Here is a 19,079-nt window from a genome sequence, read left to right as displayed (position 1 = left end):
GCGTAATCGTCAACCCAAGGCCGGCATGACGGGGTAAAGCTAGCTGGCCAACCGCAGAAGGTCATCGCGGCGTATCAGCGGCTCCGGCAGGCACCGGCGTTCGCGTAATCGTCAACCCAAGGCCGGCATGACGGGGTAAAGCTAGCTGGCCAACCGCTTCGCCACCGCTTCGAGCTGGTCGGCGGAGATGCCCCAGCCGGCCTCGAAGCCCATCGCCTCGTGCTGCGCCTTCGCCTCCGCGGTCCAGTGGCGCGCGGTGGCGGTGTAGCGGGTGCGGCCGTCCTCGTCGGCGAACTCGTCGACACGGACCATGAACGGGCCTTGCGGCATCCAGTCGGCGGTCAACGCGTCGGTCGTCACGATGCGCCGCTGCGGAACCACCTCCAGGACCACGCCCTCCAGCCGGTTCTCCTCGCCGGCAGGCCCGTGCATGACGATGACCGAGCGCCCGCCCGCCTTCAGCTCCTGCTCGATCAGCTCGGCGCGCCACGGCTTTGGGCAGAACCATTCGGACAGATGCCCGGTCCAGGCGCGCCAGACGGCAGCGACGGGCGCGTCGATGAGGCGGGTGATCGACAATTCGTGCATCGGAACCTCTCAATCCCGGTCGGGCGCGCCGAGCGGGAAAAACGGGCGGAAGGGCCGCGCCGCGTCGATGCAGCGCGCGACCGACGGACGCGCGAGCAGCCTGGCGCGATGGCCGCGAAGGGTCGGGCAGGTGTCCGGAATGGGTTCGGCCCAGTCGGCATAGAAGATCGCCGGCGCGAGCGCGCAGTCGGCGATGCTGAACGCCTCCCCCGCCGTCCACGCCCGCCCGGCGAGATGCCCGTCGAGCCAGCCATAGATCACGCCAAGCTGCGCGCGCGCCTCCTCGACGCCGAAGGGGTCGCGCCGGTCAGGCGGGCGGAGCGCGTCGGCGACCAGCTTCATCGTTGGCGTCATCACATAATCGTCGGCGATCCGCGTCATCATTCGCGCCTCCACCGCCGCCGCCGGCGCGTCAGGAAGCAGGCGCATCGGGCCGGGGTGGCAACGATCGAGATGCTCGATGATCGCGTCGGTCTCAACCACCGTCCGTTCGCCATCGACCAGGACCGGCAGCTTCCGCAGCGGCCAGCGCCGCGCCCATTCCGCGCCGTTTTCCGGGTGCTGGGGATCGAGCATCCGGAAGTCGAACGGCGTCGCGTTTTCGTAGAGCGCGATCAGCACCTTCCAGCAGAAGCTGGAGAACGGATGGGCGAAGAGCTGGAGCATCAGCCCGCGACCGCCGCCTCGATCGCGGCGACATCGATCTTGCGCATGTCCATCATCGCGGTGAAGGCGCGTTTCGCCGCGTCGCCGCCGACGGCCAGCGCCTCGGTCAGGACGCGCGGCGTGATCTGCCACGACAGGCCCCATTTGTCCCTGCACCAGCCGCACGCGCTTTCGGACCCGCCATGATCGACGATCGCGTTCCAGTAACGGTCGGTCTCGGCCTGGTCCTCGGTCTGGATCTGGAAGGAAAAGGCGACGGTGTGCGGGAAACCGGGGCCGCCGTTCAGCCCGAGACAGGGGATGCCGCAGACCGTGAATTGCACGGTCAGCACGTCGCCTTCCTGCCCCGCGGGATAGTCGCCCGGCGCGCGATGGACGGCGGTGACGGCGCTGTCGGGAAAGACGCTGGCGTAATAGGTGGCGGCCTCTTCGGCGGTGCCGTCATACCACAGGCAGATCGTGTTCCTGCTCATTGCCGTTCCCCCGACACGAACCCGACCGACACGCCTTGCGGGTCGAGCGCGAGGATGATGCGCTGGTTGCCGGGTACATCCATCGGTCCCATGATAATCTGTCCCCCCAGTTCCTTCACCCGCTCGGCGACCGCGTCGACATCGGGAATGGTGAAGTAGAAGGTCCATTTCAGCGGCTGTTCGGGCGCGGCGCGGTCCATCATCGCGCCGAGCCGCTCGCCGCCACCGTCGATGAAGGTATAATCGCCCATCGGCCCCATCGACATTACCTCGGTCGAGGTCCAGCCAAGCAGCGCGCCATAGAAGGGCAGCGCCGCCTTCTGGTCGCTGGTGACCAGCTCGTTCCACGCGCAGCGGCCGGGCAGCGTGGCCGAGAAGCTGGTGCTCTCGCCTTCCATCCCCGGCGGCGGCGCGGGTTTCATCAGGTAGAAGACGACGCCCTGCGGATCGGCGACCAGCGCGATGCGGCCGACGCCCGGCAGGTCGGTCGCGGGCATGTGCGTCTTGCCGCCCGCGCGCTCCAGCTCGGCGAGTTTCGCGTCGACATCCTCGACATGGAAATAGGCGAGCCACTGCGGCCCCGTCGGCGCGCCCTCGGGCGGCATCGCGACGCCGGCGACGCCGGTCTCGCCGACGTTGAAGATCGTGTACGGCATCCCGCCATCGGGCGAGGGATGGGCGGCGGCGGTCCAGCCGACGATCTCGCCGTAGAAACGTTTCGCGCCCTCGACGTCGGTGGTCAGCAGCTCGTACCAAATCGGTGTACCCGGGGGATTGGCCATCATTCCTCTCCTCTTCTTGTCCGTCCTCAGTCGTCGAGGATCGTTCGGAAGCCGCCGTAGATCAACCGCTTGCCGTCGAACGGCATCGGCGTGTCGCCCGGCTGCATCCGGGGGTCTGCCATGACCTTCTGCATCCCGGCGTCGCGCGTCGCCTTGTCGGGCCATTCGATCCACGAAAAGACGACGCTCTCACCCTCCCCGGCGGCCACGGCGCGAAAGAAGTCGGTGTGCTGGCCGTGGGGGACGTCGTCGTTCCAGGCCTCGACAACGCGGGTCGCGCCATGCTCGCGGAAGATCGGCGCCGCCTTTGCCGCGAAGTCGCGATAGGCCTCGGCGTCGATTCCCTTGAGGATGGGCGCGAGGAACCCGTCGATATAGCTCATGCTGGTCTCTCCTGCGCAGACGCCGTCAGGCCGACGCGGTCTGGGGCTGCATCTTGGCCTCGAAAGCGGCGACGTCCATCCACACCGGCCCCCAGCCGTGACCGTCCAGGTCCTCGAACGCGCGGCTGTATATGAAGCCTTCGTCCTCGGGCTCATGGACGGTGCGGCCGCCGGCGGCGAGCGCCGCCTCGGTGATCGCGTCGACCTCCGCCCGACTGTCCCGCGACAGGGCGAGGAGGACGCTGCTGCCCTCCCTCGGATCGATCACGGGTTTGGTCGTGAGCGTAGCGAAGAACGCCCGGTCCGCCAGCATCACGACGATGGCATCCGACCATTTCATGGAGGACGCATGATCGCCAGAGAACATCGGGTCCTTCTCGAACCCGATCGCCTCGTAGAAGGCGGTGGCGCGGGCCACGTCGGCGACCGGCAGGCTGACGAAGATCATCTTGGGCATGACGAGCTGTTCCTTTCGACTCACTACTTGGCTTTTCTGCACCGTTGAGTTATTAAACACAACCATGAAGTTAGAAAAAGTGACGTATGATGGAAAAAGGGAAGCGAAGCGCTGGTACGACGACGCCTGCGGCACGGCGCTGGCGATGGAACTGGTCGGGGAGCGCTGGTCGCTGCTGATCGTGCGCGAGCTGATGTTCGGGCCGCGCCGCTTCTCGGAGGTGAAGGCCGGGTTGAACGGCGTCAGCGCCAATGTCCTGACGCAGCGGCTGGAGGGGCTGGAGCGCGCGGGCATCGTCGAGCGTCGCCAGTTGCCGTCGCCCGCCAACGCGCAGGTCTATGCGCTGACGCCCTGGGGGCGCGAGAGCGAGGCCGCGATCCAGGCGCTCGGCCGTTGGGCGGTGCGTTCGCCCGCGCACGACGTGACGCTGCCGCTGTCGCCGGCGTCGATGATGATGAGCTTTCGCACGATGTATCCGGGTGGCGGCCGGGGCCGCTACGGCTTCCGCTTCGGCCGCGACGTCTTCGTCGCGCGGCTGGGCGAGACGGTCGAGGTCGAGCGCGCCGAGCCAGTGGAGGTCGATGCGGTGTTCGAGGCGGCGGACCCGCGCGCCGTGGCGGGGGCGGTCTATGCCAAGGTGTCGCTCGCCGAGCTCGAAGCGGCGGGCGCGCTGCGGATCACCGGCGACCGCGCGGCGGCGCAACGCTTCATCGAACTGTTCGGATTGCCCGACAAGATCGCCTGAGTTGCCGCTTGCGTGGTTGAGTCGGCCGGCCACGTTGGCTTAAGGCGTTCGGCGAAAGGCTTTCCATGACCGATCTGCCCAACACCCAGCCGCTCAGCCGCGAGACGACCTTGCTCGACGCCCCCGACCGGATGGTCAAGGCGCGCGACGTCTTCGGGCTCGACGTCGACATGGAGGTGCCCGCCTTCAGCGAGGCGGACGAGCGCGTGCCCGATCTCGACCCCGCTTATGTGTTCGACCCCGACACGACGATCGCGGTACTGGCCGGCTTCGCGCACAACCGGCGGGTGATGGTCCAGGGCTATCACGGCACCGGCAAGTCGACGCACATCGAGCAGGTCGCGGCGCGGCTCAACTGGCCGTGCATCCGCATCAACCTCGACGCGCACATCAGCCGCATCGACCTGGTCGGGCGCGACGCGATCGTGCTGCGCGAGGGCCAGCAGGTCACCGAGTTTCGCGAGGGGCTGCTCCCCTGGGCGTTGCAGACGCCGACCGCGCTCGTGTTCGACGAATATGACGCGGGGCGGCCCGACGTGATGTTCGTCATCCAGCGCGTGCTGGAGACCGAGGGCAAGCTGACGCTCCTCGACCAGAATCGCGTGATCCGGCCCAACCCCTGGTTCCGGCTGTTCGCCACCGCCAACACCGTCGGCCTGGGGGATACGTCCGGCCTCTACCACGGCACGCAGCAGATCAACCAGGGTCAGATGGACCGCTGGAATATCGTCGTGACGCTCAACTACCTCCCCGCCGCGACCGAGGCGCAGATCGTGCTCGCCAAATCGGGCGAGTATGACAAGCCGGAGGGCAAGAAGACCGTCGAGGCGATGGTCCGCGTCGCCGACATGACCCGCAAGGGCTTCGTCGCCGGGGACATCTCGACGGTGATGAGCCCGCGCACCGTCATCACCTGGGCGCAGAACGCGCTGATCTTCGGCGATGTCGGCTTCGCGTTCCGCCTGTCGTTCCTCAACAAGTGCGACGAGAACGAGCGGTCGCTGGTGGCCGAATATTACCAGCGGGTGTTCGGCAAGGATCTGCCCGAAAGCGTGGTGGGGAAGGGTTGATCGACCAGTCGTGAAGCGTTCCGAAGCTCTTGAACGGTTGAGGTCGCACCGTGGCGACCTGCAAGAGATGGGGATCGAGCATGTCTCGGTTTTCGGATCGGTCGCGCGCGATCAGGCGACGCCATCGTCAGACCTCGACCTGGCTATCCGTCTTCGCGCGGATGTTCGGCTTGGCTGGGATTACGCTACTTTACCCGAGCGCATCGCCGCATTGATCGGCGTGCGGGTCGACATTGTCACGGTACCCACCCACCGAGCACGCCTTCAGGCCGAGATTGATCGGGACCGTGTGGATGCTTTCTAAGAAAACGATCCGGCGTTTGGGCGATATAATTGAGGACGCGGACCGGATAACGACGTTCATCGAAGGCATGTCGCTGGCTGAGTTTCTTGGTCGCGAGCTGACGATTTTCGCGGTTGAGCGTTTGCTCCAGCGCGTCACGGAAGCGACGATCCAGATCGACGTGACCGATGCGGCTCAAATTGGTGACATTCCATTTGCAAAGATGCGCGCGTTTGGAAATTTGCTGAGACACGAATACCGCGAGATCGATCGCAGCGTCGTCTTTCATATCGCGCCGCTGGAAGTGCCGCTCGTCCGGGCCGCTGCCGAACTGGCGATAGAAGCCAATGAGTACTGAAACCCCCCTCGATCGCTTCAAGGCCGTCCTCGCGGGTGCGGCGCGGGCGGTGGCGGATGAGCCGGAAATCGAACTCGCCTTCACCGCCGACGCGCCCGCGCAGTCGGGCAAGCATCTGAAGGTGCCGATGCCGGCAAGGGCCCTGCCGGCGGACCAGGTGGCGGAGGCGCGCGGCTTCGCGGACGGCTTCGCGCTGCGGCTCAAGCATCACGACCCCGCGCTGCACCAGCGCGCGGCACCTGGCGAGGCGGTGGCGCGGGCGGTGTTCGATGCGGTCGAGGGCGCGCGGGTCGAGGCGCTGGGCAGCCGGGGCTATGCCGGCATCGCCGACAATCTGGCGAACGCGCTCGCCGTCCGGCTGCGCTCCGACCCGATCACGCGGGCACGCACCCGCGACGAGGCGCCGTTGTCGACGGCGCTGGCGCTGCTCGTGCGCGAGCGGCTGACCGGGCAGGCGGTGCCCGACGCCGCGCGCACGGGCGTCGATCTGGTGCGCGAGTGGGTCGACAGCCGCGCCGATCTCGACGCGCTCGCGATGGCGATCGACGACCAGCGCGCGTTTCAGGCGCTGGCGATGAAGCTGCTCGAACAGCTCGAACTGGTCGAGGGCGACCAGATCCCCGACGAGGCCGACGACGGCGGGGCCGAGGACGAGGGCACGCAGGAAGCCGGCGAGGAGGAGCAGGAGGAGGGCGAGGAGCAGGGCGGCGAGGGCCAGGCCGAGGTCGACGCGCGGGGCGAGCAGTCCGACGCCGAGGCCGAGGACGGCGAGGGCGAGGAACAGTCGGGCGAGACGCAGGACGACCTCGACGGCGAGCCCGGCGACGAGGGCGAGGAGGGGATGCAGCCCGTCCGCCCCAACCGGCCGATGGCGGACCTCAACGCCCAGTTCGACTACAAGACCTGGACGACGCAGTTCGACGAGGTGGTCGCCGCGACCGAGCTCTGCGACCCCGACGAGCTGACGCGGCTGCGCTCCTATCTCGACCAGCAGCTCGTCCATCTCCAGTCGGCGGTGTCGAAGCTTGCCAACCGGCTCCAGCGCAAGCTGATGGCGCAGCAGAGCCGGGCCTGGGACTTCGACCAGGAGGAAGGAATGCTCGACGCCGCCCGCCTCGCCCGCGTCGTGGTCAGCCCGGGGCTGTCGCTGTCGTACAAGATCGAGCGCGAGACCGACTTCCGCGACACCGTGGTGACGCTGCTGATCGACAATAGCGGGTCGATGCGCGGGCGGCCGATCTCGATCGCGGCGATCTCCGCCGATATCCTCGCACGCACGCTGGAGCGGTGCGGGGTCAAGACGGAGATCCTCGGCTTCACGACGCGCGCGTGGAAGGGCGGGCAGGCGCGCGAGACCTGGCTCACCGCCGGCCGGCCGCCGCAGCCGGGCCGGCTCAACGACATCCGCCACATCGTCTACAAGAAGGCCGACGAGCCGTGGCGGCGGGCGCGCACCAACCTCGGGCTGATGATGCGCGAAGGGCTGCTCAAGGAGAATATCGACGGCGAGGCTTTGCTGTGGGCGCACGGCCGGCTGATCGGCCGGCCCGAGGAGCGCAAGATCCTGATGGTCATTTCCGACGGCGCGCCGGTCGACGATTCGACGCTGTCGGTCAATTCGGGCAGCTATCTGGAGCGGCACCTGCGGCAGGTGATCGGCTATATCGAGGCCAAGTCGCCCGTCGAACTGGCCGCGATCGGCATCGGCCACGACGTGACGCGCTATTACGCCCGCGCGGTGACGATCATGGACGCCGAGCAATTGGGCGGCACGCTGATCGAGCAGCTGGCGGGGCTGTTCGACGCCGATCGGCGGTAGGTCGGGTCGGAAGTTGTCAAAGTTGCCGCATATTCGATAAATTGCGGCGCTGCCCGGCGGAATTGAAGCCCTTCGCAGCCTAGAACTACCGCTTCCCCGGCGAAGGCCGGGGCCCAGCAGCGGCGTTGCCCGGAACGGTGAACTCTGTTCCAACCAGCTCGCAACTGGGCCCCGGCTTTCGCCGGGGAAGCGTGGGGCGGGCGTTTGCTGGCGTCCGCGAATCGGCGATGAGAAAGAGCGGCCCACGACCTGGCGGATCGTGGGCCTGTAGGACAGACTTTTATTTGTCCAGGCGATCAGGCCGCCGCCAGCGCCTCCCGTCGGCGGGTGCGCATCGCGCCGCCGACGAGGCCGAAGCCGGCGATCATCATCGCCCAGGTCGCGGGCTCGGGCACCGCGCCGGGCGTCACCGCCTGCGGCGACACGGCGGTGGCGCCGAAGATCAGCGTCTCGTAGCCGTTGCCCGTGATCGTCGCGCTGGTCAGCGTCCGACCCGCCAGCGTATTGCCGAAGTCGAAGCCGACCTGCGTCAGGCTGTAATAGTTGACCGCGCCATTGCTGGAATTGCCGGTGCCGCCGCCGCCGACGCCATAGACGCGGAAGACGGTCTGGTCGGAGACGCCGCCGCCGACGGTGTTGATCGCGCCGCCGTTGAAATCGGGCAGGGCGATATTGCTGAACGTCTGGGCGAAGCCGCCCGTGCCGTTGAAGGTGATGTTGAAGGTCGTGCCGTTATAGGCGGCGGCGAGCAGGTAGAAGTTGGTGACGTCGACGACGTTAATCGGGACGATCAGCGACGTCAGCCCGAAGCTCGCCGTGCCGACCTCCGCGAAGTCGTGGCCCTGCGCATCCGAGGCGAGGAGGTAGCTGATGCCGTTATTGGCGTAGTTGAGGTTGTCGGGATTGCCCTGGCCGGTCGCCTGCGGCGTGAACAGGTTGGTCGCGTTGGGCGTGCCGGTGCGGTCGCCCGGCGTGCCCGGTCCGGTATTGGGATATTGCTGATTGAGCGCCGTGTAGATGTTCGACGTCTTGGCGAAATTGGTGATGTAGGTCTGCGTCTGCGCCGCGGCGGGCGCGGCGACAAGGACGGCCAGGCCGGCGGTGAGACAGGCAACTGCACGCATCATGGTTCCCCTTGTTGTCGTTAAGCTTGCGACAACCATGAAGGCGCGAAGCCGGGGTGGAGCGGGCCACGCGGTCACGAAAAATGCCGTCAAGGCAGCGCTGTGCCATAATGGGGCGGCTCGAGGTCGGGTAGCGACAGATCGCCCGGATTCGATTAGCGCGGGCACGTGGCAATGACGTTCGCCGGACCCGTCAAACGCTCGGTGACGATCGCCGGGCATCAGACGTCGATCAGCCTGGAGCCGGTGTTCTGGACGGCGCTGGAAGGCGCGGCTGCCGCGCGCGGCCTGCCGCTGTCGGCGTTGGTGGCACGGATCGATGCGTTGCGGATCGGCCAGTCCGATCCGCCGAACCTGGCATCGGCTATCCGAACTTGGCTGTTCGCAGCCAAAGATGAGAACGTTTCGCAATAGCATTGACGTTGCGAACGACTCTCATTAGCGCTCGACCCCGAGAGGGGAATAGTTCCTGTGTCCACGTCGTCCGCTTCGTTTCTCGCGCTGACCTGCGTCGGCGCCTTCGCGACCGCGCCCGCTTACGCCGCCGCCGATCCGACCACGCCGGCCGGCGCGGATGACCAGCAGCAGCGACCGGGCGATGTCGTCGTCAACGGCCAGCGCGTGCGCGAGGACCGGGATGCCAAATCCGTCGCGCCGCTGGTCGACACGCCCAGGTCGATCGTCGTGCTGCCGGCCGAGGTGATCGAGCAGACCGGCTCGAACAGCCTGCAGGACGCGCTGCGGACGGTGCCCGGCATCACCTTCGGCGCGGCCGAAGGCGGCAATCCGATCGGCGATCGGCCCTTCATCCGCGGCTTCGACAGTCAGGGCTCGATCTATGTCGACGGCGTCCGCAGCCTGGGGTCGCAGACGCGCGAGGTGTTCGACACCGACCAGATCCAGGTCGTGCGCGGCTCGGACTCGACGCTGGGCGGGCGCGGTTCGGCCGGCGGCACGCTCAACATCGTCTCCAAGCTTCCCCAGGCCGACACCTTCGGCCGCGTCAGCGCGAGCTACGGCAATGCCGACTACAAGCGCGTGACGGGCGACGCGAACGCGATGCTGGGCGACCATATCGGCGTACGCATCGCGGGCGTGTGGCACGACCAGGACGTCGCCGGGCGCGACGCGATCTATTCCCGGCGCTGGGGTATCGCGCCGTCGGTGACGGTCGGGCTGGGGACGTCGACCCGGCTGACCGCAAGCTATTATTATCTGGAGAGCAACGAGCTGCCCGACAGCGGCATCCCCTATCTCTATACGATCGGCAACGCGCCGGGCACGGGCATTATCCTGTCCGAGCCGGCGATCGGACGGGTGACGACCAATGGCGGGCAGACCGGCACCGTCGCGCGCTCCACCTTTTACGGCCTGAAGGATCGCGACTTCCGCGACGCCACCACGCACCAGGCAATGCTGCGCGTCGAGCATGATTTCGGCGGGCTGACGCTGCGCAACACCGCGCGGTACAATTATTCGGACCAGTCCTACATCTACACCCAGCCCGATGACTCGCAAGGCAACGTCTATGGCACGACGGCGGTCAACACCGGCGCGAACCTGACCAGCGGCGGCTATGTCTGGCGGCGCGCCAACACACGCTACGGCTATACCGAGGGACTGATCGACCAGACCGATCTGTACGGGACGTTCAAGACCGGCAGTGTCATGCATTCGATCGCGGTCGGCACCGAGTTCGCGTGGGAGCAGGCGCGGCGCGGGGCCGATGTGCTCGCGACCGGCTCGACCGTCAGCCCGCGCTGCAATGCGACGACCGTCGCGCGCTATTATTGCACCAGCCTGTTCACTCCGAACCCCAACGATCCCTCGGTGAATTACACGACCGACACGTCGACGGTGGCGACGCCGATCGTCAAGGGCGCGACCAACAGCGAGACGCAAAACGACGGGACGACACAGGCGATCTATGGCTTCGACTCGATCACGCTGCTGCCGCAGCTCATCCTGAACCTCGGCGCGCGCTACGATCGCTACACGTCGGTGCTGCGGCCGGCGGTGGCGGCGGGGGCACCGCAGATCCGGCTGTCGCGGACCGACGAGCTGTTCAACTGGCAGTCGGGGCTGGTGTTCAAGCCGACGCGCGAGACCAGCCTCTACGCCAGCTACGCCACCGCGGCGACGCCGCCCAACAGTATCCTCGGCGAAGGATCGGACAATAACGGGCTGCCGACCACCGACACGGCGACCAACCTGCAATTGCTCGCCTCGCTCAAGCCGCAGAAGACCAGGAGCTACGAGGTCGGGGCCAAGGCGAGCCTGCTGCGCGAAAAGCTCCAGCTCCAGATCGCGGCGTTCCAGACCGAGATCGACAATGCGCGCGTCACGATCGACGCGACCACGGTCGGCTTCATCGGCAAGAGCCGGGTCAAGGGGATCGAGCTGACCGCGAGCGGCACGATCCTGCCCGGCTGGACGGTGTTCGGGGGCTATACCTATCTCGATCCGGTCATCGTCGACGGCGGCAACACGGTGCTGACGGCGGCGGCGGTGACGCAGACGGTGGGCGGCGTCACCACGACGATGCGGCCGGCGGCGACGATCAGCGTGCCCTCGGTCAACACCGGCAAGCAGCTTCCCAACACCTTTCGCCACAGCTTCACCGCGACGACGAACGTCACGCTGTTCCACGGCTTCCAGGTCGGCGGCACGGCGATCTACAATGCGCGGCAGTATGGCGGCTATGCCGACAATCGCAGCTATACGCAGACCGCGACGGCCGGGCCGACGCTCACCGCCGCGACCAGGGTGCTGTACCGCGCGGTGCCCGATTACTGGCGCTTCGACCTGCGCGCGAGCTATGACCTGACGAAGAACATCGGGCTCAGCGTCAACGCGCAGAACATCACCGACAAGGTCTATTTCAACCAGGCCTATGCCAGCCATTATGCCTCGATCGCGCCGGGGCGGACGGTGTTCGGGACGCTGAGCCTGAGGCTGTGAGCGCGTTCGCCGCCCTGTCGCCGGCCGAGGCGCGCGCGGCACTGGCGGGGCCGGCGCGGGTGGCGCTGATCCGCGAGGCGGCGGAAGCGGGGCTGGCGGAGGCGCAGGCCGTGTATGCGCAGATGCTGCTCGACGGGGTCGAGGTGCCTGGCGACGCGCGCGCCGGGTTCGGCTGGTTCATGCGTGCCGCCGCGCAAGAGCATGTGATGGCGCTCAACATGGTCGGGCGCTGCTACGAGCTCGGTTGGGGCGTCGTGCCCGACCCGGCGCGCGCGGCGGAATGCTATCGCGTCGCCGCCGAACGCGGATCGACCGAGGCGATGTACAATTACGCGACGCAGCTCGCGCTCGGGCGGGGCGTGGCGGAGGACAAGGCGGTGGCGCTGGTCTGGCTGCGGCAGGCGGCGGCGCGCGGCTTTGCCAAGGCGGAAAACTTCGTCGGCAGCTTCCACGAAGACGGCTGGGCGACGCCGGTCGACCCGCTGGCGGCGGCGCAATGCTACAAGCGGGCGGCGGCCGGCGGCGACTTCCGCGGCTGTTTCAACCACGCGCGGATGCTGGTGACGAAGGGCCGCGTGCGCGAGGCGCTGCCCTGGATCGGCCAGGCCGGCGCGCTCGGCCATGCCCGCTTCCGCGAGCAGGTGCGCGGCTGGCTTGAGACGCAGGGCGACGCCGAGCTGCGGCTGCGGGGCTTGCGGGTGCTCGACGCGTGCTGACGATCATCCCGGACCTGCTGCGCGCGGACGAGGTCGCCCGCGTCCGGGCGCTGATCGAGCCGGCCGAGTGGGTCGACGGCAACGCCACCTCGGGCGCGCAGTCGGCGCTGGCCAAGCGCAACGTCCAGCTTCCGGAGGATTCCACCGCCGCGCGCGAGGCGGGGGCGCTGGTGCTCGACGCGCTGGGACGATCGGCGCTGTTCGTCGCCGCCGCGCTGCCGCTCAAGGTCTTTCCGCCGCTGTTCAACCGCTACGAGGGCGGGCAGGCGTTCGGGACGCATGTCGACACGGCGGTGCGGATCAGGCGAGGCAGCGATTTCCGGCTCCGCGCCGATCTGTCGGCGACGGTGTTCCTGTCCGATCCGGACAGCTATGACGGCGGCGAGCTGGTGATCGAGGATGCGTTCGGCGAACGCTCGGTCAAGCTTCCCGCCGGTCATGCGGTGGTCTATCCCGCCTCCAGCCTCCACCGCGTCGCGGCGGTGACGCGGGGGGCGCGGCTGGGGTCGTTCCTGTGGCTCCAGTCGATGGTCCGCGACGACGGCGCGCGCCGCATCCTGTGGGAGCTCGACCAGGGCGTACAGGGCGCCGCGCAGGCGCTGGGCCAGGGCGACGCGGCGGTGGTGCGGCTGACGGGGGTGTATCACAACTTGTTGCGGCGCTGGGCGGACGTGTAGTCATCCTTTCGTCATGCCGGGCGGAGCAGCCCAGGGTTCCGGCGATGCGACGCATCGTTCGAAAGGCTGCGGAGGGTTGGTCCGGCATCCAAGCCGGATTGAGGCTGTTTGGCCGGGCAGCGCGTTCGACGGTGGATGCCGGCACAGGGCCGGCACGACGGGGAACCCGATGACAAAGTTCCAGCTTCGGCGCTGGTGGTTCCAGGTCCATCAATGGATCGGGATCGCGCTGGCGATCCTGATCGTGCCGCTGTCGCTGTCGGGCGCGGCGCTGGTGTGGCACGATGCGCTCGACCGGGCTATCAACCCGCAGCGGTCGGTGGTGACGGGCACGCGATTGCTGCCGGCGGACGCCTATGCCGCCGCCGCGCAAGCGCGATTGCGGCCGGGCGAGCGGATCGCGCAACTGACGCTGCCCGAGCAGGGCGGACCGGTGCTGGTGTCCGCCGCCGCCGACGCGCCGGCCCGGCCCGGGCCGCCGCTGCGGACCAATATCTATCTCGATCCGCCGACCGCGCGGGTGCTCGATGTCGCGTCGAGTTCGGCGGGGCCGGTGCGCTTCCTCCATGTCCTGCACGGGTCGTTGCAGATCCCCGGCATCGGCCGGACGATCGTCGGGCTGGTCGGCATCGCGATGCTGCTGTCGAGCGTCAGTGGGCTGTGGCTGTGGTGGCCGACCGTGGGGCGCTGGACGCGCGGGCTCAGGTGGCGGCGGCGGCCCGATACCAACGCCAACCTCCATCACCTGTTCGGCTTCTGGATCGCGCTGCCGCTGTTCGTACTGTCGCTGACGGGGGCGTGGATCAGCTTTCCCCGCGCGTTCGGCGCGCTGGTCGGGGAGGGGGGTGTTCCCACGCGCGTCCCGCCGGCGCGGCCGGCGGCGCGGGTTACCCTGCCGGTCGACGTGGCGGTCGCGCGGGCGCGGGCGGTGGCGGCGGGGGAGGTGCGCGCGATCACCTGGCCGACCGAGCGGAAGCCCGACTGGAACATCGAGGTCGGGGCGAGGACGGTGCTGGTCGCCGACGACGACGGCGTCGCGGTGCTCGCGCCGGAGCGGGCGGGGCAGGGTGGCGTCGCGCGGCTGATGCGGCGGGTGCATGACGGGGAGGGGATGGGGCCGGTGTGGCAGGCGGTGATCTTCGCCGGCGGGTTGGCGCCGGTGGTCTTGGCGGTGACGGGCCTCGTCATGTGGTGGCGGGCGCGGCGGTGGCGGGGGGCGTAGCACCAACGTCACCCCGGCCTGGTGCGGGGGTCCGCGCTGGTGCTGGCCTCTTCCTTATCGAGGCGGCTGGTCCGGCGTGGATGCCGGCACGAGGCCGGCATGACGGCTAGCGCCCCAGCAACACGCGCGCCTGCCCGGCGATCTGCGCCAGCATCGCGGCATTCGCGGCCGGCGCATGGCGCGCGCGGTCGATGACGGCCTTGAACTGCGCGACGCGCGCCGCATTGGCGGCGAGCCAGGCGTCAACCGCCGCCCCCGGGTCGCCCGCGCCGGCGCGGGCCAGGAAATGGAGCCGGAGCTGCTGGAAATCGCGCGCCAGCCCCGCCAGCAGCAGCCGTTCCCACGGGTCGCTCGACACGATGCGCGTCGCCGATGCCTGCGCCCAGTCCAGTCCGAGCGCCTGGCCGAGCGCGGTGAAGGCGCGGGTCAGCACCATCTCGTCCAGCCCCAGCCGCTGGCCGAGATCGGCGAGGCCGACCGCGCCGTCGAGCTCGAACAGCCGCACCACGCGCCGCGCCAGTTCGGGCGGCGCGCCGGCCGCTTCGAGCTGGCGGGCGATGCGGTCGCTCTGCGCGGTCGCTTCCGCGAGCAGCAGCGTCGCCGTGGCCTCCGACAGCGCGGTGATGCCGGGCTGGAGCCGGGCGAGCACCTCGCCGACCGCCACGCCCGCGCCGGTGGCGCGAAGCAGGTCGGCGAGGTGCGAGCGCGTCGCCGCCGCGACCTCGTCGAACAGCAGCAGCCGCGCCGCCTCGGGCATCGCCGCCGTCTCGATCGCCGCCCACAGGTCGGGCAGGCCGAACAATTGCTCGGCGACGACGAACATCGCGGCGATATCGCCCAGCGCCGCGCCCTCCTCCTCGGCCAGCTCGAACGGGTAGAGCACGCCCATGCGGTTGACGAGGCGGTTGGCGAGCTTGGTGGCGATGATCTCGCCGCGCAGCCGATGGCCGTCGATCGCGGCGGCGAACCGCGCCCGCATCGCGCGTGGGAAGGCGGCGTGGAGGTCGGGCAACAGGGCGGGGTCCGCGCCCAGCGGCGAATGCTCGATCGCCTCCTGCAACGCCAGCTTGGCGGTGGCGAGCAGCACCGCGAGCTCGGGCCGGGTCAGCCCGCGCCCCTCCTGGCCCCGGCGCAGCAGCTCGTCGTCGGGCGCCAGCCCCTCGACGCGGCGGTCGAGCCGGCCCGCCGCCTCGAAGATCTCGATGACGCGGACATAGCTAGGCAGCGTCGCCGCGCCGTCATTCTCCATGAACGACAGCGCCAGCGTCTGGAGCCGGTTGTCCTCCAGCACGAGCTGCGCGACGTCGTCGGTCATCGATGCGAGAAACGCGTTGCGGTCCGCGTAGGCGAGCCGGCCCTCGGTCATCTCGCGGTTGAGCGCGATCTTGATATTGACCTCGTTGTCCGAGCAATCGACGCCGGCGGAATTGTCGATGAAGTCGGTGTTGATCCGCCCGCCCCGACTGGCGAAGGCGATGCGCGCCGCCTGCGTCACGCCCAGGTTCGCGCCCTCGCCGATCGCGGTCGCGCGCAGCTCCTCGGCGTCGACGCGCAGGCGATCGTTGGCGGGGTCGCCGACGGTCGTATTGTTCTCGTTCGCGGCCTTCACATAGGTGCCGATGCCGCCGAACCAGATCAGGTCGGCGGGCGCCTTGAGGATCGCGGAGATCAGCGCGGCCGGCTCCATCTCGCCGCCCGCGATGCCGAGGACGGCGGCGACCTCGGGCGTGACGTGGATCGCCTTGGCTGCGCGGCTGTGGACGCCACCGCCCGCCGAGACCGGCGCGGCGTAATCGGCCCAGGACGAGCGCGGCAGCGCGAACATCCGCGCGCGCTCGGCCCAGCTCGCGTCGGGATCGGGGTTGGGGTCGAGGAAGATATGGCGGTGGTCGAACGCGGCGACGAGCTTGATCGCCTTCGACAGCAACATGCCGTTGCCGAACACGTCGCCGGACATGTCGCCGCAGCCGACGACGGTGATCGGCTGCGTCTGCACGTCGACGCCGCGCTCGGCGAAATGGCGCTGGACCGAGACCCAGCCACCCTTGGCGGTGATGCCCATCGCCTTGTGGTCGTAGCCGACCGACCCGCCGCTCGCGAAGGCGTCGCCGAGCCAGAAGCCGCGTTCCAGGGCGAGCGCGTTGGCGACGTCGGAAAAGGTCGCGGTGCCCTTGTCGGCGGCGACGACGAAATAGGGGTCGTCATCGTCGAGCACGGTGATGCCGTCGGGATGGACGACGCGGCCGTCGACGATATTGTCGGTGATCGACAACAGGGTGCGGATGAAGACGCGATAGCTTTCGGTGCCCTCCGCCAGCCAGGCGTCGCGGTTCGAGGCGGGCGGGAGCTGCTTGGGGTAGAAGCCGCCCTTCGCGCCGGTCGGCACGATGACGGCGTTCTTGACGCGCTGCGCCTTCAGCAGTCCGAGGATCTCGGTGCGGAAGTCGTCGCGCCGGTCGGACCAGCGCAACCCGCCGCGCGCGACCGGGCCGGCGCGCAAATGGATGCCCTCGACGCGCGGGCTGTACACCCAGATCTCGCGCCACGGCACGGGCGCGGGGAGGCCGGGGACGAGGTGGCTGTCGAGCTTGAACGCCAGCGCTTCGCCGCCAGCCGGGGCGAAGGCGTTGGTGCGCAGCGTCGCGGCAACGACCGCCCGGATGCCGCGGAGGATGCGGTCGTCGTCGATCGCGGCGACCTCCTCCAGCCCCGCGGCGATGGCGGCGTCGGCGGCGGCGGTGTCGCGGATGTTCTTCGCATCGTGCGCGGCGGCGAAGCGGTCAACCAGCGCGGTGGCGACGGCGGGCGCGCGGCGCAGCGCGTCGACGACGGTGGTCAGGCCATAGGGCAGCCCCGCCTGGCGCAGATAGCGGAACCAGGCGCGGAACAGCAGCACCGCCTGCGGTGACAGGCCGGCGTCGACGATCAGCCGGTTGAACTCGTCATTCTCGGCGCGCCCCTCCAGCACCGCCGCGATCGCGCCCTCCAGCACCGCCAGATCGCCGGTCAGCGTGCCGCCGGCCTCGACCAGAAACTCGTGGACATAGGAATGTGCGTCATCGGTCAGCGCGGTCGGAATCTCCTCGATGACGCGAAAGCCGAAGTTCTCCAGCACCGGGACGGCATCCGACAGCGCCAGCGCGCCGCCCTGGCGATAGATCTTGAGCTTCAGCCCTGTCTCGCCCGCCGCCAGCCGGACGTTGCGGCTGCCGGCATCCTCCAGCGTCGCGAGACGGACGACGTCCGCCGCCGCTTCCTCGGCAAGGTTGGCATTGCGATAGCCCTGCGGGAAGGAATTGACGTGCTTGAGCGCGAGCCGCGCCGCGCGCGCCGCGCCGACCTGCGTCGCCAGCGCCGCCTCGACCGCCGGCGTCCAGCCGCGCACCATCCGCTCCAGCCGCTGCTGCAACGGCGCGATGTCGGGCACCCGCCCGTCGCCACGCAGGTCGACGGTGTAGCGGATCAGCGCGACCGCCGAATCCTCCAGCGCCACCGACCAGTTGAGCACCTGACCGTTGGCGGCGTCGGCGATCATGTCGCCGATCGCGACGCGGCGCGCGGTGGTGAGGTCGTCGCGCGGCAGCCAGGCGAAGCCGAACAGATGCCGCCCGAGCGCCGAGCGGACTAGCACCAGCGCCGGGCGCGGCCGGTCGGCGAGCGACATCGCGGTCAGCGCCAGCTCCTCCAGTTGCTCGGGCTCGAAAGCGACGGCGAGGTCGTGCGGCAGCGCCGCCAGCGCATGGGTCAGCGCCTTGCCGGTATGGCCCCTGGGGTCGAAGCCGAACTTCGCTTCCAGCGCCTGGAGCCGCGCGCGCAGCACCGGCACGTCGCGCGGCGGCGCGGCGAGCGCGGCACTGGTCCACAGGCCGACATGGATCGACAGCCCCGTCACCGCGTCGCCCGCGCGTACCGGCACCAGCAAGAGATCGAGCGGGACGCCGCGATGGACCAGCGAGATCAACGACGACTTGAGCAGCAGCGGCGCTTCGCCCCCGGCCTCGAACCAGCGGATCGCCAGCGTGCGCGAGACCTCGGCGAGGATCGGCGTCCTGTGCGCGTTGCGCGCGATGCCGAGCGCCCCCTCTTCCGTAGAAGCGCCGCCCGCGCCGCCCTCGCGCCAGACCTGATGGCCAAGCAGTGTGAAATGCCCGTCGAGGAACCATTGCAGCAGCGCCGCGCCCTCGCCCTGCGGCAGTGCTGCCTCATCGGCGGCGACCGCGCGCTGGAGCTGGGGCCAGTCGGCAACGGCGGCGCGGACGTCTGCGAGGACGGCGTGGAGGTCGGCGACGAGTTCGCGCCGCTCACGCGCGTCGGCGCGCTCCAGCTCGATATAGATCATCGATTCGGGGAGGCCGGCGCCGCCGATCTCGCCCAGCGTGCCGTCGGCCTCGCGGCTGGCCCGGACCACCGGATGGATGATGCGGTCGACCGCCAGATTGGCGCTGCCGATCGCGGCGGCGATCGAATCGACCAGGAAGGGCATGTCGTCGTTGACGATCGCGAGGCGCATCCGGCGGCGGACATCCTCGCCCGCGATCGGCTCCAGCGCGATCGCCGCCTCGCCCGGCGCGCGCCGGCCGGCGGTGGCGGCGACGAAGCGCGCGGCCTCGGCGATCTGTTCCGGTCCGAACTGGTGAAGCTCGCCGGGCAGCGCGCCACGGGTCAGGCGCGCGGCAAGATTTTCGAACAGGGTGGAGGGGTAGTCGGCCATCGCGGCCCTATGCGCCCGGCGCGGAATCGGCTCAACCCTTGCGG

18 protein-coding genes are annotated in these 19,079 nt (G+C 69.3%); 10 read left to right on the top strand and 8 right to left on the bottom strand.

What is annotated here, in order from left to right:
- Positions 1 to 141 precede the first annotated feature (141 nt).
- Genes ACFE7K_RS08815 through ACFE7K_RS08790 form a run of 6 tightly spaced genes read right to left on the bottom strand, consistent with a single transcriptional unit; the run spans position 142 to position 3,349 of the window.
- A complete protein-coding gene (locus ACFE7K_RS08815) occupies positions 142 to 588 on the bottom strand; it encodes an SRPBCC family protein (protein WP_375397814.1) in 447 nt (148 codons plus the stop codon).
- A gap of 9 nt (positions 589 to 597) precedes the next feature.
- A complete protein-coding gene (locus tag ACFE7K_RS08810) occupies positions 598 to 1,254 on the bottom strand; it encodes a glutathione S-transferase family protein (protein WP_375397813.1) in 657 nt (218 codons plus the stop codon).
- On the bottom strand, positions 1,254 to 1,727 hold the full coding sequence (locus tag ACFE7K_RS08805) for a VOC family protein (protein WP_375397812.1): 474 nt from the start codon (positions 1,725 to 1,727) through the stop codon (positions 1,254 to 1,256). The genes ACFE7K_RS08810 and ACFE7K_RS08805 overlap by 1 nt, the downstream gene beginning before the upstream one ends.
- Positions 1,724 to 2,509 (bottom strand): VOC family protein, encoded by a 786-nt coding sequence (locus ACFE7K_RS08800; RefSeq protein WP_375397811.1) that lies wholly within the window; start codon positions 2,507 to 2,509, stop codon positions 1,724 to 1,726. Before ACFE7K_RS08800 ends, ACFE7K_RS08805 begins: the two co-directional genes overlap by 4 nt.
- A gap of 26 nt (positions 2,510 to 2,535) precedes the next feature.
- Positions 2,536 to 2,892, bottom strand: coding sequence for a DUF1428 domain-containing protein (locus tag ACFE7K_RS08795; protein ID WP_375397810.1), 357 nt, complete (start codon positions 2,890 to 2,892; stop codon positions 2,536 to 2,538).
- Between the two features lie 25 nt (positions 2,893 to 2,917).
- Positions 2,918 to 3,349, bottom strand: coding sequence for a VOC family protein (locus ACFE7K_RS08790; protein WP_375397809.1), 432 nt, complete (start codon positions 3,347 to 3,349; stop codon positions 2,918 to 2,920).
- Between the two features lie 64 nt (positions 3,350 to 3,413).
- Between ACFE7K_RS08790 and ACFE7K_RS08785 the strand changes: the two genes are divergently transcribed.
- From ACFE7K_RS08785 to cobT, 5 genes are all read left to right on the top strand, one after another.
- A complete protein-coding gene (locus ACFE7K_RS08785) occupies positions 3,414 to 4,094 on the top strand; it encodes a winged helix-turn-helix transcriptional regulator (protein ID WP_375397808.1) in 681 nt (226 codons plus the stop codon).
- A gap of 65 nt (positions 4,095 to 4,159) precedes the next feature.
- Positions 4,160 to 5,164, top strand: coding sequence for a cobaltochelatase subunit CobS (gene cobS, locus ACFE7K_RS08780; protein ID WP_375397807.1), 1,005 nt, complete (start codon positions 4,160 to 4,162; stop codon positions 5,162 to 5,164).
- 10 nt (positions 5,165 to 5,174) lie between these two features.
- On the top strand, positions 5,175 to 5,468 hold the full coding sequence (locus ACFE7K_RS08775) for a nucleotidyltransferase family protein (RefSeq protein WP_375397806.1): 294 nt from the start codon (positions 5,175 to 5,177) through the stop codon (positions 5,466 to 5,468).
- A complete protein-coding gene (locus tag ACFE7K_RS08770; RefSeq protein WP_375397805.1) occupies positions 5,458 to 5,805 on the top strand; it encodes a DUF86 domain-containing protein in 348 nt (115 codons plus the stop codon). Before ACFE7K_RS08775 ends, ACFE7K_RS08770 begins: the two co-directional genes overlap by 11 nt.
- Positions 5,795 to 7,624 (top strand): cobaltochelatase subunit CobT, encoded by a 1,830-nt coding sequence (cobT, locus tag ACFE7K_RS08765; RefSeq protein WP_375397804.1) that lies wholly within the window; start codon positions 5,795 to 5,797, stop codon positions 7,622 to 7,624. The genes ACFE7K_RS08770 and cobT overlap by 11 nt, the downstream gene beginning before the upstream one ends.
- A gap of 296 nt (positions 7,625 to 7,920) precedes the next feature.
- On the opposite strand, the gene ACFE7K_RS08760 is transcribed toward cobT, so the two are convergent.
- Positions 7,921 to 8,748 carry a PEPxxWA-CTERM sorting domain-containing protein gene (locus tag ACFE7K_RS08760; protein ID WP_375397803.1) on the bottom strand — a complete coding sequence of 276 codons (828 nt, stop codon included), beginning with the start codon at positions 8,746 to 8,748 and terminating at the stop codon, positions 7,921 to 7,923.
- Positions 8,749 to 8,922: 174 nt separating this feature from the next.
- Between ACFE7K_RS08760 and ACFE7K_RS08755 the strand changes: the two genes are divergently transcribed.
- The 5 genes from ACFE7K_RS08755 to ACFE7K_RS08735 all read left to right on the top strand — a co-directional run bounded on the left by ACFE7K_RS08755 (position 8,923) and on the right by ACFE7K_RS08735 (position 14,324).
- Positions 8,923 to 9,162, top strand: a complete 240-nt coding sequence (locus ACFE7K_RS08755) for a ribbon-helix-helix domain-containing protein (protein ID WP_375397842.1) — start codon at positions 8,923 to 8,925, stop codon at positions 9,160 to 9,162.
- A gap of 57 nt (positions 9,163 to 9,219) precedes the next feature.
- Positions 9,220 to 11,709: a TonB-dependent receptor gene (locus ACFE7K_RS08750; protein ID WP_375397802.1), complete on the top strand. Its 2,490-nt coding sequence runs from the start codon at positions 9,220 to 9,222 to the stop codon at positions 11,707 to 11,709.
- Positions 11,706 to 12,425, top strand: coding sequence for a tetratricopeptide repeat protein (locus tag ACFE7K_RS08745; protein WP_375397801.1), 720 nt, complete (start codon positions 11,706 to 11,708; stop codon positions 12,423 to 12,425). The genes ACFE7K_RS08750 and ACFE7K_RS08745 overlap by 4 nt, the downstream gene beginning before the upstream one ends.
- Positions 12,419 to 13,102, top strand: a complete 684-nt coding sequence (locus tag ACFE7K_RS08740) for a Fe2+-dependent dioxygenase (protein ID WP_375397800.1) — start codon at positions 12,419 to 12,421, stop codon at positions 13,100 to 13,102. Before ACFE7K_RS08745 ends, ACFE7K_RS08740 begins: the two co-directional genes overlap by 7 nt.
- Before the next feature lie 169 nt (positions 13,103 to 13,271).
- Entirely contained in the window at positions 13,272 to 14,324 is a 1,053-nt protein-coding gene (locus ACFE7K_RS08735; protein WP_375397799.1) for a PepSY-associated TM helix domain-containing protein, read from the top strand.
- A 106-nt stretch (positions 14,325 to 14,430) separates the two neighbouring features.
- On the opposite strand, the gene ACFE7K_RS08730 is transcribed toward ACFE7K_RS08735, so the two are convergent.
- The gene (locus tag ACFE7K_RS08730) at positions 14,431 to 19,035 is read right to left on the bottom strand and encodes an NAD-glutamate dehydrogenase domain-containing protein (RefSeq protein ID WP_375397798.1); all 4,605 of its coding nucleotides are present in this window, start codon (positions 19,033 to 19,035) and stop codon (positions 14,431 to 14,433) included.
- Positions 19,036 to 19,079: the final 44 nt, after the last annotated feature.

This window comes from uncultured Sphingomonas sp., from assembly GCF_964244265.1.
Taxonomy (GTDB): Bacteria; Pseudomonadota; Alphaproteobacteria; order Sphingomonadales; family Sphingomonadaceae; genus Sphingomonas.
The sequence above is the reverse complement of the archived record's forward strand: the minus strand, read 5'-3'. Positions and strand labels throughout refer to the sequence as shown.

Excerpts from the sequence above, each read along its gene's own strand:
- ACFE7K_RS08815 (WP_375397814.1), bottom strand. The coding sequence starts at position 588 with ATGCACGAATTGTCGATCACCCGCCTCATCGACGCGCCCGTCGCTGCC.
- ACFE7K_RS08810 (WP_375397813.1), bottom strand. The coding sequence starts at position 1,254 with ATGCTCCAGCTCTTCGCCCATCCGTTCTCCAGCTTCTGCTGGAAGGTG.
- ACFE7K_RS08805 (WP_375397812.1), bottom strand. The coding sequence starts at position 1,727 with ATGAGCAGGAACACGATCTGCCTGTGGTATGACGGCACCGCCGAAGAG.
- ACFE7K_RS08800 (WP_375397811.1), bottom strand. The coding sequence starts at position 2,509 with ATGGCCAATCCCCCGGGTACACCGATTTGGTACGAGCTGCTGACCACC.
- ACFE7K_RS08795 (WP_375397810.1), bottom strand. The coding sequence starts at position 2,892 with ATGAGCTATATCGACGGGTTCCTCGCGCCCATCCTCAAGGGAATCGAC.
- ACFE7K_RS08790 (WP_375397809.1), bottom strand. The coding sequence starts at position 3,349 with ATGCCCAAGATGATCTTCGTCAGCCTGCCGGTCGCCGACGTGGCCCGC.
- ACFE7K_RS08785 (WP_375397808.1), top strand. The coding sequence starts at position 3,414 with ATGAAGTTAGAAAAAGTGACGTATGATGGAAAAAGGGAAGCGAAGCGC.
- cobS (WP_375397807.1), top strand. The coding sequence starts at position 4,160 with ATGACCGATCTGCCCAACACCCAGCCGCTCAGCCGCGAGACGACCTTG.
- ACFE7K_RS08770 (WP_375397805.1), top strand. The coding sequence starts at position 5,458 with ATGCTTTCTAAGAAAACGATCCGGCGTTTGGGCGATATAATTGAGGAC.
- cobT (WP_375397804.1), top strand. The coding sequence starts at position 5,795 with ATGAGTACTGAAACCCCCCTCGATCGCTTCAAGGCCGTCCTCGCGGGT.
- ACFE7K_RS08760 (WP_375397803.1), bottom strand. The coding sequence starts at position 8,748 with ATGCGTGCAGTTGCCTGTCTCACCGCCGGCCTGGCCGTCCTTGTCGCC.
- ACFE7K_RS08755 (WP_375397842.1), top strand. The coding sequence starts at position 8,923 with ATGACGTTCGCCGGACCCGTCAAACGCTCGGTGACGATCGCCGGGCAT.
- ACFE7K_RS08735 (WP_375397799.1), top strand. The coding sequence starts at position 13,272 with ATGACAAAGTTCCAGCTTCGGCGCTGGTGGTTCCAGGTCCATCAATGG.
- ACFE7K_RS08730 (WP_375397798.1), bottom strand. The coding sequence starts at position 19,035 with ATGGCCGACTACCCCTCCACCCTGTTCGAAAATCTTGCCGCGCGCCTG.